Below are 13257 nucleotides of genomic sequence, written 5' to 3' on the forward strand. Positions count from 1 at the left end.
GTTAGCGTCCTTGTTGATCCGGATTCAGGTGACGGGCCAGCACCCGCGAACAGGCTGACAGCGTCAGGGTTAACAGCAAATAGAGGGCGGCCACGGTAAACCACACCTCAAAGGTCAGAAACGTATCGGCAACCAGAGTACGCCCTTCGTTGGTCAGATCGAAGATGGCGATCACACTCACCAGCGCCGAATGTTTGATAAGGGAGACCAGCTCGTTGGTGAGCGGCGGCAAGGTGATGCGCACCAGCTGGGGCAGGATCACCTTGCGCAGGGTGATGGCCCGTGACAAGCCAAGCGACTGGGCTGCCTCCCACTGTCCTTTGGGAATGGCCTGTACGCCTGCACGCAGCACTTCGGCGGTGAAGGCCCCCTGATAGAGGGAGAGGCTCAACACGGCGCAGGCAAGGGGGGCCAATCCCAGCATGGGGCCCAGCAAGAAATAGAGAATATAGAGCTGCACCAGCTGGGGCGTGGTGCGCACCAGCGCCAGATAAGCGATGGCGAGCCATGGGCCGAGCCGGGAGGGGAGCAGCCGCAGGCTGACCACGCACACCCCGACCGCCAGAGTGCCCAACAGGCTGAGCAGCGCCACCTGCAAAGTGACCAGCAGGCCGTTTAGCAAGGGGCCGGCATAAAAGGTTCCCTCATCCCACTCGCCGAGAAAGGGCAACACCCGCGGCCACTGCCACTCATAGCCCATCTGGCGAGCGCCGCTATAGAGCGCCCAGCCCAGTAGCGCAGAGAGCATCACAGTGCCCGACAGCCAGCCAAGCAGGCGGGGGCGATTGAGCCTAGCCATGATAGCTAAGCACCTGTTCGAGGAAGGCCTGGGTGCGCGGGTGCCGGGGGGCGCTGAACAGCTGGGCGGGCGGGGCCGACTCGATGATCTTTCCCTCGTCCATAAAGAGCACCCGATCCGCCACTTGACGGGCAAAGCCCATCTCGTGAGTGACGCAGATCAGGGTCATCCCCTCGTCAGCCAGCTCGCGGATCACATCGAGCACTTCGCGGATCATCTCGGGGTCGAGGGCGGAGGTGGGCTCGTCAAACAGCATCAGCTCGGGTTGCATGCAGAGGGAGCGGGCGATGGCGACCCGCTGTTGCTGGCCGCCGGAGAGCTGGTTAGGGTACTTGTCGGCCTGTGCCTGAATGCGCACCCGCTCGAGCAGCCCGAGCGCCCGGGCTTTGGCCTCCTGAGGGCGCAACCCCAGGGTATGCACCGGTGCCACCATCAGGTTTTCCAGCACCGTCATATGGGGGAAGAGGTTGAACTGCTGAAACACCATGCCAACCCGACCTTGCAGGCGGCGCAGGTAGGAAGGGGTCACCGGCTCGCCAAACAGGAACAGCTGGCCGTCGTCGATCCCCTCCAGCCCGTTGATGGTGCGGATCAGGGTCGATTTTCCCGAGCCTGACGGGCCACAGATGACCCACTTCTCTCCCCGTTCAATGGTGAGATCGATGTGATGAAGAGCCTGAAAGTCGCCATAGAATTTGTCGACGCCACAAAAGCGCACACAGGGTTGCGAGCTGGTCAAGAAGCGGGTTCCACTGAGAATCATTTACGCCATGGTATTGATTTTATAGGGGGATGACAAAGAAAACCCCCTTGTCAGCATCCTGATGGCTATTCACAATGGCGCCATTTCGTGATGACAGGAGCTTTTCATGCGTATTACATCCTTGCTTGCCGGTTCGCAGGTGCAGCTGTTGATGCCGCCAGCGGTTCGCTATCGCTGCGTCATTTTTCTGCTGTTGCTGGTGAGTTGGGGCGTGGTGGCGGCCTCCTTGTGGGATGGTTGGGGCGCCATGGCGCTGCTCAACTGGGTGGGCGTGGTCTTTGGTGGCATCACCGGGATCATGGTGTCGCAGCCCCGCAGCTGGCAGCCCTGGCGCCTGGCGGAGCTGGGGTGGGACGAACAGCATATCTATCTGCTCAATGGCAACAAGGATGAGGCGCTGGCGCTGCCCCGCAACCAGCTGGTGGCGCTCGAACGGGAGCGGAGAGTGGGTCACGACGGCCAGTGGCTCGACTTCAGCCTCGATCTGCAGCTGAGTGAAGAGGAGCTGGCGGCGGCCATGGCCTTGCTGGATCTCAAAGCGGGGGAGCTGCATCTGGTGAGCCCGTCTGTCTATCGCTTCGGCTTTAAACGGGCCTGGCACGGTCGCCGGATGCTGGCGCAACGGTTGTCAGATCTGCAATCGGCCTGAGTCGACTATTTTCTCGACAATTCCCGGCAAAGCTCAGATACTGCCAGTGACTCGAATTGATCTTGTCTGCACTGTTAACCCAAGAGATCAATCACTTGACGACAGTGTGGAGAAGGCCACGGCATGAAGCCATGGCAGGTCCGGCATAGGGGTTGTGCCCTTACCGTTATGCTGGGAATTGCATAGAGAAGGCACCTTGAATCGAGAGTGGATGGCATGAAGATTTACGTAGGAAATCTGTCGTACCGGATGACGGCCGACGAACTGAAAACCCTGTTCAGCCAGTTTGGACAGGTCGACAAGGTTGATATCATCATCGACCGCGATACCGGCCAGTCAAAGGGGTTTGGTTTTATTGAAATGCCGGTCAATGGTGATGCCGAAAAGGCCATCGCTGGTCTGCATGGCACTGAAGTCGGTGGCCGTACCATCACCGTCAACCAGGCCAAACCGAAGACAGATGCTCCCCGTGGTCGCCCGCAACAGCGCCACCGCTAAGGTGCCTCGGCAATAAAAAAACGGCATGGGTTTCCCCCATGCCGTTTTTGTTTCTGGACGTTTTGCTGTTATCAGGGGACGTCGTAACCGAGCGCCGCCTTGCGGATGCGGAACCACTGCTGGCGGTTCAGCTCGACAGATTCGGCGGCTACGGCGGCAGCAATCCGCTCCCGTTTGCCGGAGCCAATCAATGGCAGCGGCTGGCTTGGCAGCATCATTACCCAGGCGTAGACCACCTGCTCGATAGTCTGGGCGCCCACTTCCTGACGGATCTGCTCCAGTTCGGCACGCAGCGGGGCATAGGCGTCATCGCTGAACAGTCGGCCGCCGCCGAGACATGACCAGGCCATCGGCTTGATGCCAAGCTGCTGGCACTGATCCAGGGTACCATCGAGGGTCGCTTCCTGATGAAGCGGCGAGATCTCCAGCTGGTTGGTGACCAGCGGGAAGGGGAGGCGCGATTGCAGTAGCTCGAACTGACGGGCGGTGAAGTTGGATACCCCGGCGTGCTTGATCTTGCCCGCCTGTTTCAGGGTGATAAAGGCGTCGGCCACTTCATCTGCGTTCATCAGGGGATCCGGGCGGTGGATCAGCAGCAGGTCCAGATGGTCGGTGCCGAGCTTGTGCAGCGAGGCCTCGGCGCTGGCGATGATATGGTCCTTGCCGGTGTTGTAGTGGTTGAGAGCATGCTCCGGCTTGGCGGTGAGGGCGATACCGCACTTGGTGACGATCTCCATCCGGCTGCGCAGGGAAGGCTCGAGGCGTAGGGCGTGACCAAAGGCCTCTTCGCACTGGTAGCCACCATAGATATCGGCGTGATCGATGGTGGTGACCCCCAGATCCAGATGATATTTCATCAGATCGAGCAGAGCGGCCGGAGAGAGCTGCCACTCCATCAGGCGCCAGTAACCCATGATGAGGCGAGAGAAGGTGGAGCCTTGCGGATGCAGGGCGACACGGGATACAGACATGGTTGACTCCTTGAAAAACACGATGCGAAAACGATGTGCAACATAGATGACTGCGGGCATCTTGGCCTCATGTGGCTGGCAAAGCAATAATGGGCAGTGGCATGATTCGAACTTTGGTTCTGATCGCAGAGTAGGAGAGAGAGTTGGATGGAAGGATTTGCCGAGCGCTTGCAGAGCCTGATCGGGGAGATGAGCGTGAGCGCGTTTGCCCGCAAGGTGGGGCTCAGTGAAGCGCTGATCCGCAAATATTTGAAGGGAGCCGAGCCTGGCCTGGCGCGGGCCAACCAGATCGCCATGGGGGCCAACTGCTCGCTGGAGTGGCTGGCAACCGGCTGTGGTTATCTCTACCGTCAGGCGGAAGTGGTAGACAGGGAGGCGCTGGCAGCGGCACAGCTACTGCTGGGCGAGCAGCAACCCGGGGTGGGGCTGCCCGATGAGGAGGCACTGGTCACCCTGCTCGCCTATTACCAGTTTTTGCGCACCCACAAGAAAGCGGACGGTTTTCTCGACTTGGCGCTGGCGCGGGAGTTTGGTCGCCATCTGGGGGAAGCGTGATGAGGGGCATATTACCCTTTGGTCGTGTCACGGCCGGTTGATTATTCTGATACGCTCTAAGCAAGATAACTCTCCATGGAATGGGCGATGAGCTACTTGATCCTCGGAAGTGGTGCGCTGGGCTCGGCGCTGGCAAGAGAGCTGATGGCAAGGGGGGAGTCCTTCCTTCTTGCCGGGCGCACCTATCCAAAAGGGATCGAGATGGGGGCTTTCTTCCCGCTGCAAGAGGTGGACGCCATCTCGTTCGACGCCCTGTTTACCCTCTACGACACCGATCCGCTTCCCACTGTGGTGATCAACACCATCGGCCTGTTGCACGATGTCAGCTTTATGCCAGAGCGGCGGGTCGAAGAGGTGCACCCCAAGTGGCTGTGCGACAGCCTGCTTGCCAATGCCTGGCCAACGCTGGCGCTGGCTGCCCGTTTCAGTCGGTTGATGGGCAATGACCATCCGCTGTGGCTCTGTGCCATCTCCGATCTGGCGGGCTCCATCACCGCCAATCTGGAGGGGGGACGTTACAGCTACCGGATGAGCAAGGCGGCCCTCGACATGGGGGTGAAAACTCTGGCCCTCGAGTGGGCGCAACGTTTCCCGCAAGCGGGGGTGGTGGCGGTGGCGCCCGGCTTGATGGACTCCCCGATGAATGCTCCCTTTCTGAGCGAGTTGCCTTTGGAACAATTACAGGAGCCTGCCGAGGTGGCGGTGAAGCTGCTCAATCTCATCGAGGGGTTATCGTTGACCCAATCGGGTCAGCTGCTGGATCTCAAAGGTCAGCCGCTGCCTTGGTAAATCCCGCCTGCGGGTTCTATGGACGTCTATTGGCTTCACATTCTGCTCATGCGTCCCTTGCCAAGCGAGGGGCGCATGGCTAACGTCACTCTCCTGTTTCAGGAGGGATCTCATGCGCTATATCGATTTACGAAGTGACACCGTCACCCAGCCTACTGACGCCATGCGTCAAGCCATGCTCCACGCCGCAGTCGGTGACGATGTCTATGGTGAAGATCCGGGCGTCAACGCGCTGGAGGCCTTTGGGGCAAGATTGCTGGGCAAACAGGCGGCGCTGTTTGTGCCGTCCGGCACCATGTCCAATCTGTTGGCGGTGATGAGCCACTGTCAGCGCGGTGAGGGGGCCATCCTCGGCAACGCCGCTCACATCTATCGCTATGAAGCGCAGGGGAGTGCCGTGCTGGGCTCCGTAGCCCTGCAACCCTTGCCGATGCAGCGCGATGGCACGCTGGCATTCGATGATATCAAGGCTGCGCTGGCCCCTGATGATGCCCACTTCGTCCAGACTCGCCTGATCTGCCTTGAGAACACCCACAACGGCAAGGTGCTGCCGCTCTCCTATCTGCAGGAGATGGGGGCATTCGTTGCCGATCGCGGCTTGAAGCTTCATCTCGATGGCGCCCGGCTCTTTAACGCCGCCGTGGCCAGCGAGACCCCGGTCGGGGTGATCGCTGCACCGTTTGACAGCATCTCGATTTGTCTCTCCAAGGGGTTGGGCGCACCGGTGGGCTCGCTGCTGGTGGGCAGCCACGATTTCATCGCCCGTGCGCGCCGCCTACGCAAGATGCTGGGGGGTGGCATGCGTCAGGCGGGGATTCTGGCGCAAGCCGGTCTGTTTGCCCTCGAGCAGCATGTGACCCGTCTGGCCGATGATCACCGCCGTGCCAAACGGCTGGCCGAAGGGTTGGCTGCACTCCCGGGCATCGAGCTCGACCTCTCGCTGGTGCAGAGCAACATGGTGTTCCTGCGGCTGCGTGAGGGGGAATCGGCCCCTCTGCTCGCTTTTATGAAGGAGCGGGGGATCCTCTTCTCCGGTTACGGCGAGCTGCGGCTGGTGACCCATCTGCAAATCAACGATGACGATATTGAAGAGGTGATCGACGCCTTCACCGAGTATCTCGGGGCGCGTTGAGACGGCTGGTGAGGTAGAGGTTATACCAAGACCTGTTCATACCGAAATAACAGAGGGCGCCGCGGCGCCCTCTGTTATTTGCTGCAAGCTCAAGCCTGCCGCTGGCCGCTCATCAGCATGGCCTCATCAGTGGCATCGTAGATCATCACCGCGATGTGGGTCACCTGACCGCCGAAATCGGCCAGTGGCACCAGGGTCAGGTTCTGGAACATGTGGGGGGCCGAGCCGGTAATGGGGCGGTAGTTGGAGAAACGCAGCAGATAGGGCTTCTGCTCCCAGGTGCTGAAGGCGCGGTTGTTGAGTTTGAAGACCATGTTGGCCTTGCGTTCGAACCAGGCTCTGTCCACATCGGGGAAGAGCTCGAACAGTACGCCATCGCGCACGTCACTGGCCAGTCGGCCGCTGTGGCTCTCCATAAAGCCGTTCCACACCTGTACCTTGTACTCCTTGTCGAGCACAACCAAGCCTACGTCCAGGTTCTGGACTATGTTCATCAGCCAATGAAATTCACGGATTTCCATAGTCACTCCTAGAGCATGTGCATGATTTTGTTGTTCATGGTGGCGATGGAATCTTCGGTAAACAGCAGCAGCAGATCACACTGCACCGCGTAATCCTGGATCCGGTAGTTGATCTCGATGGCGAGCGTGCGGCGCCAGCGACTCTTGTTGGTGTTGATCAGCTCGTTGATGGGTCTGTGCTGGCCGAGTACCACCGGGTGCCCCTGACTGAAGGGGGTGTCGAGCTGGTTGGCGTAGCCGCGCAGGAAGGCGCCGATCAGCACGTTGGCGGTATCCATCAGCAGCTCCAGTTCGGCGGTGCGATCCAGCGTCCCCTGATGGTTCATCAGCTTGGCCAAATCTTTGAAGCTGGAGTCATGGAACAGGATTAGCGCTTCACCGGCGATCCCCGCTCCGATAAACCCCTGACAGACGGCGGAGAGGGTATCCGAATCCGCAGCCGCTGAGAGGGCCATGTGCAGCTCGGAGACCTCCAGCACGTTGACGTTGGGGATAGGCAGTACCACGAAGGCGTTGAGCAGACGAGCCAGCAAGTCGGCTGCCTGACCCATGGAGACGTTGGCCAGCTCCTGATAGACATCGCGGATTTCGGGGGTGATCTTGACGCCTGCATCGGCTACTACACCGCTTGTCAGCTGCTCGGGGGCGCTTGGTTGACCGCTCGGGGCGGCACTCCAGAAACCATGCTTTTTGAGCAGGGCTAGCAGGGTCTCGGGGGCCGCGGGTTTCTTGATGAAATCGAGCGCACCCAGCCCCATGACCCGTTGATAGGCCTCTGGCTGGATATCCCCGGAGACCACGATCACCTTGTTGCGCAAACCCTCCCGTTGGAGGGTCTCCAGCACGCCGTAACCGTCCATTTCCGGCATGGTCAGATCGAGGAAGATGAGATCGCCATGACCCATCAGCACCTGTTCGATCCCTTCGAGACCATTGGCTGCGTAGTGCAAATCGACTTTCCAGTCGGCCGGGAGCGCCCGCGCCAGCTGTTTGCGGGCGAACCCGGAGTCATCACATATCAATACATTCATGGCGTTAGGCAGGCTCTGTTGGCAAGGGATGCTATAAGTGTGGCCCGCTAACGGTCAGATGCAATGGGTGAGGCTATCACCTTGTGAAAATTGGTTGTCCCACTGCCGATTGCGATAGCGTGCTGAGTATTTTTCAACAAATTCAACGAACATCTTAACACGCAACGGAGCGAACTGGTGCTGGCAACACAACATGTAGAAGGGGCGATTGCCGGTTTGCCAGTCGGTCAGTACCGGCACCAGCTGCTCGTCATGGAGGAAGCTGCTCAGATAGTGCAGCGGGGCATTGACGATCCCCAGATGACGCCGGGCTGCACGTACCGCGGCCTGGGTCTGGTTGACGGTCAGTTTGGCGCTGCGTTTGATGCAGACGCTCTGGCTATCCTTGTCGGTCAGCTGCCAGTGCTGGTGAGGCCAGCAGTAGATGAGATCGTGCTCTTCCAGCTGGTTGGGGTGGGAGGGAGTGCCCTTCTTGGTCAAATAGAGTGGTGAGGCAAACAGGCCGTACTCGATATGGCCGAGACAGATCGCATTGGGCAGCGACTGGGGCAGCTCACCATTGAAGAACACCAGATCCCGATCATTGTCGAACAGGTGCTGGTGATCATTGGTCTGGGTGATATCGAACTGTACCTCGGGATAGTGCAGCCCGAATTCGGCCAGCATATCGATGAGAATGGTGTTGGAGAGTGCGATCGGCGCAGCTATCCGGATAAGCCCGGTGATATCGGCCTCTTGACCCTGGATCTCGCTGGTGGCCTGCTCGATTTGCGCGAGTGGCGTGCAGAGACGTTCGTAGTATCTGAGGCCATCATCGGTAAGGCGGAGCTTGCGGGTAGAGCGATGTAGCAGGGAGCAACCCAGTTGCTCTTCCAGCTGGGAAATGCGTCGACTGATGGTGCCTGTTGGCATGCCCAGTGCGGCTGCAGCGTGGGAGAATCCTCCCTCTTGCACCACCTTGACGAACAGGTAGAACTCTTCGATGTGCTTCATAAACGCTGTTCTGGGTGTAACAAGGGGGCAACCATAAAAAGAGCGTTCCGGGTTGGCAAGGTTAATTCAGCGTTTAATTGATCTGGATTCGATTTCTGTTGATACCAGTTCTCCACCCGCCCGTCATCTCAGTTTCCCCGAGCTGGTGATTATTCCGGCACGATGCCAAATGGTACTGCGGCAGTGATGTTTGCCATATTCCCTGATTTGTTCCGCTATAACCGCAGGCGAAGGCCGATATTGCAACCTGATGGAAGGGCGCCGGGTTGCTCTGCGTAATCAGCCGGGGTGGTTTGTCATCCACAGCCAATGTGATGCAGATCATATATTCGGGTTTTGCTCATTGCCTGTTGAAAAATGAATTTGGGGTATATCAATTCCGCCTTAGTGAACTATTTTTGTCCGTTTTGGCGTTTTTTTGGCTGTTTATCCATCCGCTTGGTTAATTAATGGAAGCTTTGTGACAGAGAGTGATGACTATTTCCGCCATTGATTTAAATGTTAATAACAAATTTGTCGCAGCAAATATGCAATTGCTCTTTCAAGGTCTCGAGTGGATAGCTCTTAGTGCTTGTTTTTACTGGGGAAAAAAGTTAAAAATCGACTATATGATTTGCCTGGATTAACAGGGTCCTTGGCTGAGTCCTTTGTAGTATCGCCGTACAGGCTGCCCTGTTGTTGATATCTGAAATAGTTTTGTCCGCTCTTGGCTATGTGAAAAGGGATAATGGCCGAGAGGTATTTGCACCTTGCATTCTGCAGCTAGCGGTTTGCCAGATCTGTTTTCCGGTTAACCAGTGACCATCCAGCATGAATGACCTTGACCAGATGAATACGCTTGACGAACGGTTACTGAAGACGATGGATGTTCTGCATACCCCGATCTGGGTTTATGACATCGAGCATCACCATATTTTCTGGGCAAACAGCGCCGCGCTCTCCGTGTGGGAGGCGACGTCTCTCGACGAACTCTGCTCCCGCGACTTCTCTGCCGATATGGCAACTGCCATCGATCTGCTGCTGCAGCGCTATCTGGGTGATTTTCAGCAGGGGCGCAGTTACAACGAGTGGTGGACCCTCTCCCCAAAGGGGGTCAAGAAGCAGATCTATCTGCGCCTCTCTGGTATTCAACTGGCTGGCCGGCTGATGATGATGACCGAAGCGGTGCTCGACTCCGATACCCTCTATCAGGAGTCCTCGCTGGCAACCGGTGATACCCTTGCCTGCCTGTTCGATAGCCACGGTGTGTTCGAGAGTGGCAACTATCACTTCGAGATGTGTTTCGGTCATCAGATCGCCAAGCTCTCCCAGGTTTTCTCCGGCAATGATGACAGCTTCTACCAGAAGCTCTCCCGTCTCGATGAAGTGGTGACCGAGGGGGAGTGCCGTACCCTCAAGGGGATGCGCTGGTTCCAGTATCAGTTCCGCTATATCCAGCAGGGGGCCCGCATTCTGCTCACCATGCGGGATATTACCGATCGCAAGCTTGAGGAGCTGGAGCATCGCCACCTCGCCTGGCACGACTCCCTGACCGGCCTGCTCAATCGGTATGGCTTGATGAAATCCCTCGAGGCCTATTGCGGGCTGGGGGAGCGTTTCGCGCTGGTGTTCATGGATCTGGACAACTTCAAGCTGGTCAACGACAACTACGGCCACAAGGCGGGAGATCGCCTGCTGGAGCGGGTCGCCGGTCGCCTCAAACAGATTTGCCCGCGGGATGTGGAGCTGGCTCGCCTCGGTGGCGATGAATTCACAGCACTGGTGCCGCTGGGCAATCAGGGGGATCGGGCGCAAGAGGTGGCCGATCAGATGCTCTCCCAGATGACCAAGCCGCTGCAACTGAGCGGGCTGCCGGAGGTGACCATCGGCGGCAGTATCGGTATCGCCATTTATCCCGATGATGCGGATGACGGGGACAACCTCATCACCCGTGCCGATATGGCCATGTATCAGGCCAAGCAGATGGGGCGGCTGCGCTGGCAGCGTTTCACCCCCAGCATGCAGCAGACCCTGCAGCGCAAACTCAATCTCAAGCAGTTTCTGGCCAAGGCCATCGGCCGTCAGGAGCTGAGCCTCTGTTACCAGCCGCAGGTCGATGCCGCCAAACGACGTCTGATCGGTTACGAGGCACTGCTGCGCTGGTACAACCCGGTGCTCGGCCATGTGTCGCCGGTGGAATTTATCCCGCTGGCCGAAGAGATGGGGCTGATCCGCGAGATCGGCAGCTGGGTGCTCTCCACCGCGCTGGCACAGGTAGCCAGCTGGCAGAAGCGCTTCCATCAGCGGGTGCCGGTCTCCGTCAACCTCTCCGGTTTCCAGCTCTCGTCGGCGCTGCCCGGGCAAGTTCGCCAGCAGCTGGAGCTGCACGGGGTGGATGCCTCCCTGTTGACGCTGGAGCTGACCGAAACCGTGCTGATGCTCGATATGAAGGGGTGCCTCGGCATTCTCGATGATTTGAGCGAGCAGGGGATCAAGATTGCCATCGATGATTTCGGTACCGGCTACTCCTCGCTGGCCTATCTCAACCGGTTGCCGATCAACAACATCAAGCTGGATCGCTCCTTCGTGGTCGGCCTCAACTTGCCGGTGATCCGTGCGACTGCGGCCATGGCCACCAATCTGGGATTGGGGATCATGGCGGAAGGGGTAGAGGAGCCTCACGAGCTGGCCGCCCTGCAGACCCAGGGGTGCCATGTGTTCCAGGGATATCTGTTCAGCAAGCCGCTGACAGTGGCACAAGTCGAGGCTAGCGGTTTTGTGGTGGAGTGCCAGGTTGGGCGTTATCCACTGCTAGATGCCGTGATGGCAGAGTAACAAGTGTGCGTTAGGCCACAACTTGGGATTTTATTCCGCAATATTTAATCAAAATTAATCATTCTTTTGCGATCGGTCATGAGACGGATTGGCTGGAATTGCTAGCATGCGACCTCGTTTCTAGGGAAAGGAGTATCGCAATAATGAGTCATGCTGCTGTCAATGACCGTCCGGCCAGCCCTCCCAAAGGTTGGCTGAACCGTTTCCTCAATGGCGTCGAGAAAGCCGGGAACAAATTACCCGACCCCGCCATGCTGTTCCTCTACGCCTTGCTGATCGTCTGGGTCGGCTCCTGGGTGTTGTCACAATTCCAGTTTGATCTGGTCAATCCCCGTACCGGGGAGGCGGTAGTGGTCAACAACCTGCTGACCGGTGCCGGTCTGGCCGAGTTTCTCTCCACCATGGTCACGACCTTTACCGGCTTTGCCCCGCTCGGGATCGTGTTGGTGGCCATGCTCGGGGTCGGGGTGGCCGAGCAGTCCGGTTTTATCAATACCGGTCTGAAAAAGTTGCTGAAAGTGACGCCTGCCCGTTTTCTCACTCCCATGCTGATCCTGGTAGCGATCGTCAGCCACACCGCCGCAGATGCGGGTTATGTGCTGGTGATCCCCATCGGTGGCATCATCTTCCACGCTGCCGGACGCCATCCGCTGGCGGGGATCGCCGCTGCCTTTGCCGGCGTTTCCGGCGGTTTTGCCGCCAACTTCCTGCCCTCCGGCGGGGATGCGCTGCTGCAGGGTTTTACCCAGTCCGCCGCTCAGTTGCTCGATCCTGACTACATGGTCAACACCCTGTGCAACATCATCTTTACCGGTGCCTCTTCGCTGCTGATCATCTGCGTCGGCTGGTTCATCACCGAAAAGGTGGTGGAGCCGCGCCTCAAGCACGTGGCGCTCAACGAGGATCTGGAGAGTGCCGACGAGATGGGGCGCTACAGCGCGCAAGAGAGCCGGGCCTTCAACTGGGCCGGGTTTGCCATGCTGGCGGCCATCGTGCTGCTGGCGTTGGCGCTCTCTCCGAGCGATTCACCGCTGCGTGCTGCCGATGGCTCCCTGACCGCCTTCGCCGCGCCGGTGATGAAGTCCATTGTGCCGCTCATCTTCCTGCTCTTTATCCTGCCCGGGATTGTCTACGGCTTTGTCGCAGGCAGCTTCAAGAGTGGCAAGGATGTGATCGATGCCATGTCGGCCACCATGAACAAGATGGGCTCCTACATGGTGATGGCCTTCTTCTGCGCGCTCTTTATCAAAGCGTTTGGTGACTCCAATCTGGGCACCCTGCTGGCCCTCTCCGGTGCCGAAGTGCTCCATGCGCTGGCGCTGCCCGGTGAGGTGACCATCGTCGGGATGATCCTGCTCACCGCCACCGTCAATCTGGTAGTCGGCTCGGCCTCCGCCAAGTGGGCGCTGATCAGCCCGATCCTGGTACCCATGCTGATGGCGGTGGGGATCTCCCCCGAGCTGACCCAGGCGGCCTATCGGGTCGGGGATTCCGCCTCCAACATCATCACCCCGCTGATGGTCTTCTTCCCGCTGGTGGTGGTCTATTGCCAGCAGTATGTGAAGAGCACCGGGATCGGTACTCTGGTCTCCATGATGCTGCCGTACTCGCTGGCCTTCCTGGTGAGCTGGACGATTTTCCTGCTGCTCTACTGGGCGCTCGGCTTCCCGCTCGGGTTGCAAGCCCCTTACGTCTATCCGGCCCCTTAAGCTGGGTGTGCGAGGGAGCCTTGGGCTCCCTCG

General features: G+C 58.8%; 13 protein-coding genes. 7 read left to right on the forward strand and 6 right to left on the reverse strand.

What is annotated here, in order from left to right:
• Position 1: 1 nt before the first annotated feature.
• Entirely contained in the window at positions 2–799 is a 798-nt protein-coding gene (locus AB5Y67_RS02610) for an amino acid ABC transporter permease (protein ID WP_042081929.1), read from the reverse strand.
• Positions 792–1562: an amino acid ABC transporter ATP-binding protein gene (locus AB5Y67_RS02615; protein WP_199427404.1), complete on the reverse strand. Its 771-nt coding sequence runs from the start codon at positions 1560–1562 to the stop codon at positions 792–794. The genes AB5Y67_RS02610 and AB5Y67_RS02615 overlap by 8 nt, the downstream gene beginning before the upstream one ends.
• Before the next feature lie 106 nt (positions 1563–1668).
• Here AB5Y67_RS02615 and AB5Y67_RS02620 point away from each other — a divergent pair, with 106 nt between their 5' ends.
• Complete coding sequence (locus tag AB5Y67_RS02620; RefSeq protein WP_199427405.1) at positions 1669–2211, forward strand: hypothetical protein; 543 nt, start codon at positions 1669–1671, stop codon at positions 2209–2211.
• A gap of 216 nt (positions 2212–2427) precedes the next feature.
• Positions 2428–2709: an RNA-binding protein gene (locus AB5Y67_RS02625; RefSeq protein WP_005337180.1), complete on the forward strand. Its 282-nt coding sequence runs from the start codon at positions 2428–2430 to the stop codon at positions 2707–2709.
• 71 nt (positions 2710–2780) lie between these two features.
• Here the strand turns inward: AB5Y67_RS02625 and AB5Y67_RS02630 are convergent, their stop codons facing one another.
• Positions 2781–3680: an aldo/keto reductase family oxidoreductase gene (locus AB5Y67_RS02630; RefSeq protein ID WP_199427406.1), complete on the reverse strand. Its 900-nt coding sequence runs from the start codon at positions 3678–3680 to the stop codon at positions 2781–2783.
• A 147-nt stretch (positions 3681–3827) separates the two neighbouring features.
• On the opposite strand from AB5Y67_RS02630, the gene AB5Y67_RS02635 reads away from it, so the two are divergent.
• The 3 genes from AB5Y67_RS02635 to ltaE all read left to right on the forward strand — a co-directional run bounded on the left by AB5Y67_RS02635 (position 3828) and on the right by ltaE (position 6156).
• Complete coding sequence (locus AB5Y67_RS02635) at positions 3828–4235, forward strand: helix-turn-helix transcriptional regulator (protein WP_005351138.1); 408 nt, start codon at positions 3828–3830, stop codon at positions 4233–4235.
• Between the two features lie 87 nt (positions 4236–4322).
• Positions 4323–5024: a short-chain dehydrogenase gene (locus AB5Y67_RS02640; protein WP_199427407.1), complete on the forward strand. Its 702-nt coding sequence runs from the start codon at positions 4323–4325 to the stop codon at positions 5022–5024.
• A gap of 112 nt (positions 5025–5136) precedes the next feature.
• On the forward strand, positions 5137–6156 hold the full coding sequence (gene ltaE / locus AB5Y67_RS02645) for a low-specificity L-threonine aldolase (RefSeq protein WP_106844496.1): 1020 nt from the start codon (positions 5137–5139) through the stop codon (positions 6154–6156).
• An 89-nt stretch (positions 6157–6245) separates the two neighbouring features.
• On the opposite strand, the gene AB5Y67_RS02650 is transcribed toward ltaE, so the two are convergent.
• Genes AB5Y67_RS02650 through AB5Y67_RS02660 form a run of 3 tightly spaced genes read right to left on the reverse strand, consistent with a single transcriptional unit; the run spans position 6246 to position 8701 of the window.
• A complete protein-coding gene (locus AB5Y67_RS02650) occupies positions 6246–6677 on the reverse strand; it encodes a PAS domain-containing protein (RefSeq protein ID WP_005337175.1) in 432 nt (143 codons plus the stop codon).
• A gap of 8 nt (positions 6678–6685) precedes the next feature.
• The gene (locus AB5Y67_RS02655; RefSeq protein ID WP_019444706.1) at positions 6686–7708 is read right to left on the reverse strand and encodes a response regulator; all 1023 of its coding nucleotides are present in this window, start codon (positions 7706–7708) and stop codon (positions 6686–6688) included.
• 54 nt (positions 7709–7762) lie between these two features.
• Positions 7763–8701, reverse strand: coding sequence for a LysR family transcriptional regulator (locus AB5Y67_RS02660; RefSeq protein WP_199427409.1), 939 nt, complete (start codon positions 8699–8701; stop codon positions 7763–7765).
• Between the two features lie 861 nt (positions 8702–9562).
• On the opposite strand from AB5Y67_RS02660, the gene AB5Y67_RS02665 reads away from it, so the two are divergent.
• Together AB5Y67_RS02665 and AB5Y67_RS02670 are read left to right on the forward strand one after the other, a co-directional pair.
• Entirely contained in the window at positions 9563–11515 is a 1953-nt protein-coding gene (locus tag AB5Y67_RS02665; RefSeq protein WP_013723827.1) for a bifunctional diguanylate cyclase/phosphodiesterase, read from the forward strand.
• A gap of 143 nt (positions 11516–11658) precedes the next feature.
• The gene (locus AB5Y67_RS02670; RefSeq protein ID WP_325793819.1) at positions 11659–13224 is read left to right on the forward strand and encodes an AbgT family transporter; all 1566 of its coding nucleotides are present in this window, start codon (positions 11659–11661) and stop codon (positions 13222–13224) included.
• Positions 13225–13257: the final 33 nt, after the last annotated feature.

The organism is Aeromonas sp. s12, from assembly GCF_040907925.1.
Lineage (GTDB): Bacteria > Pseudomonadota > Gammaproteobacteria > Enterobacterales > Aeromonadaceae > Aeromonas > Aeromonas veronii.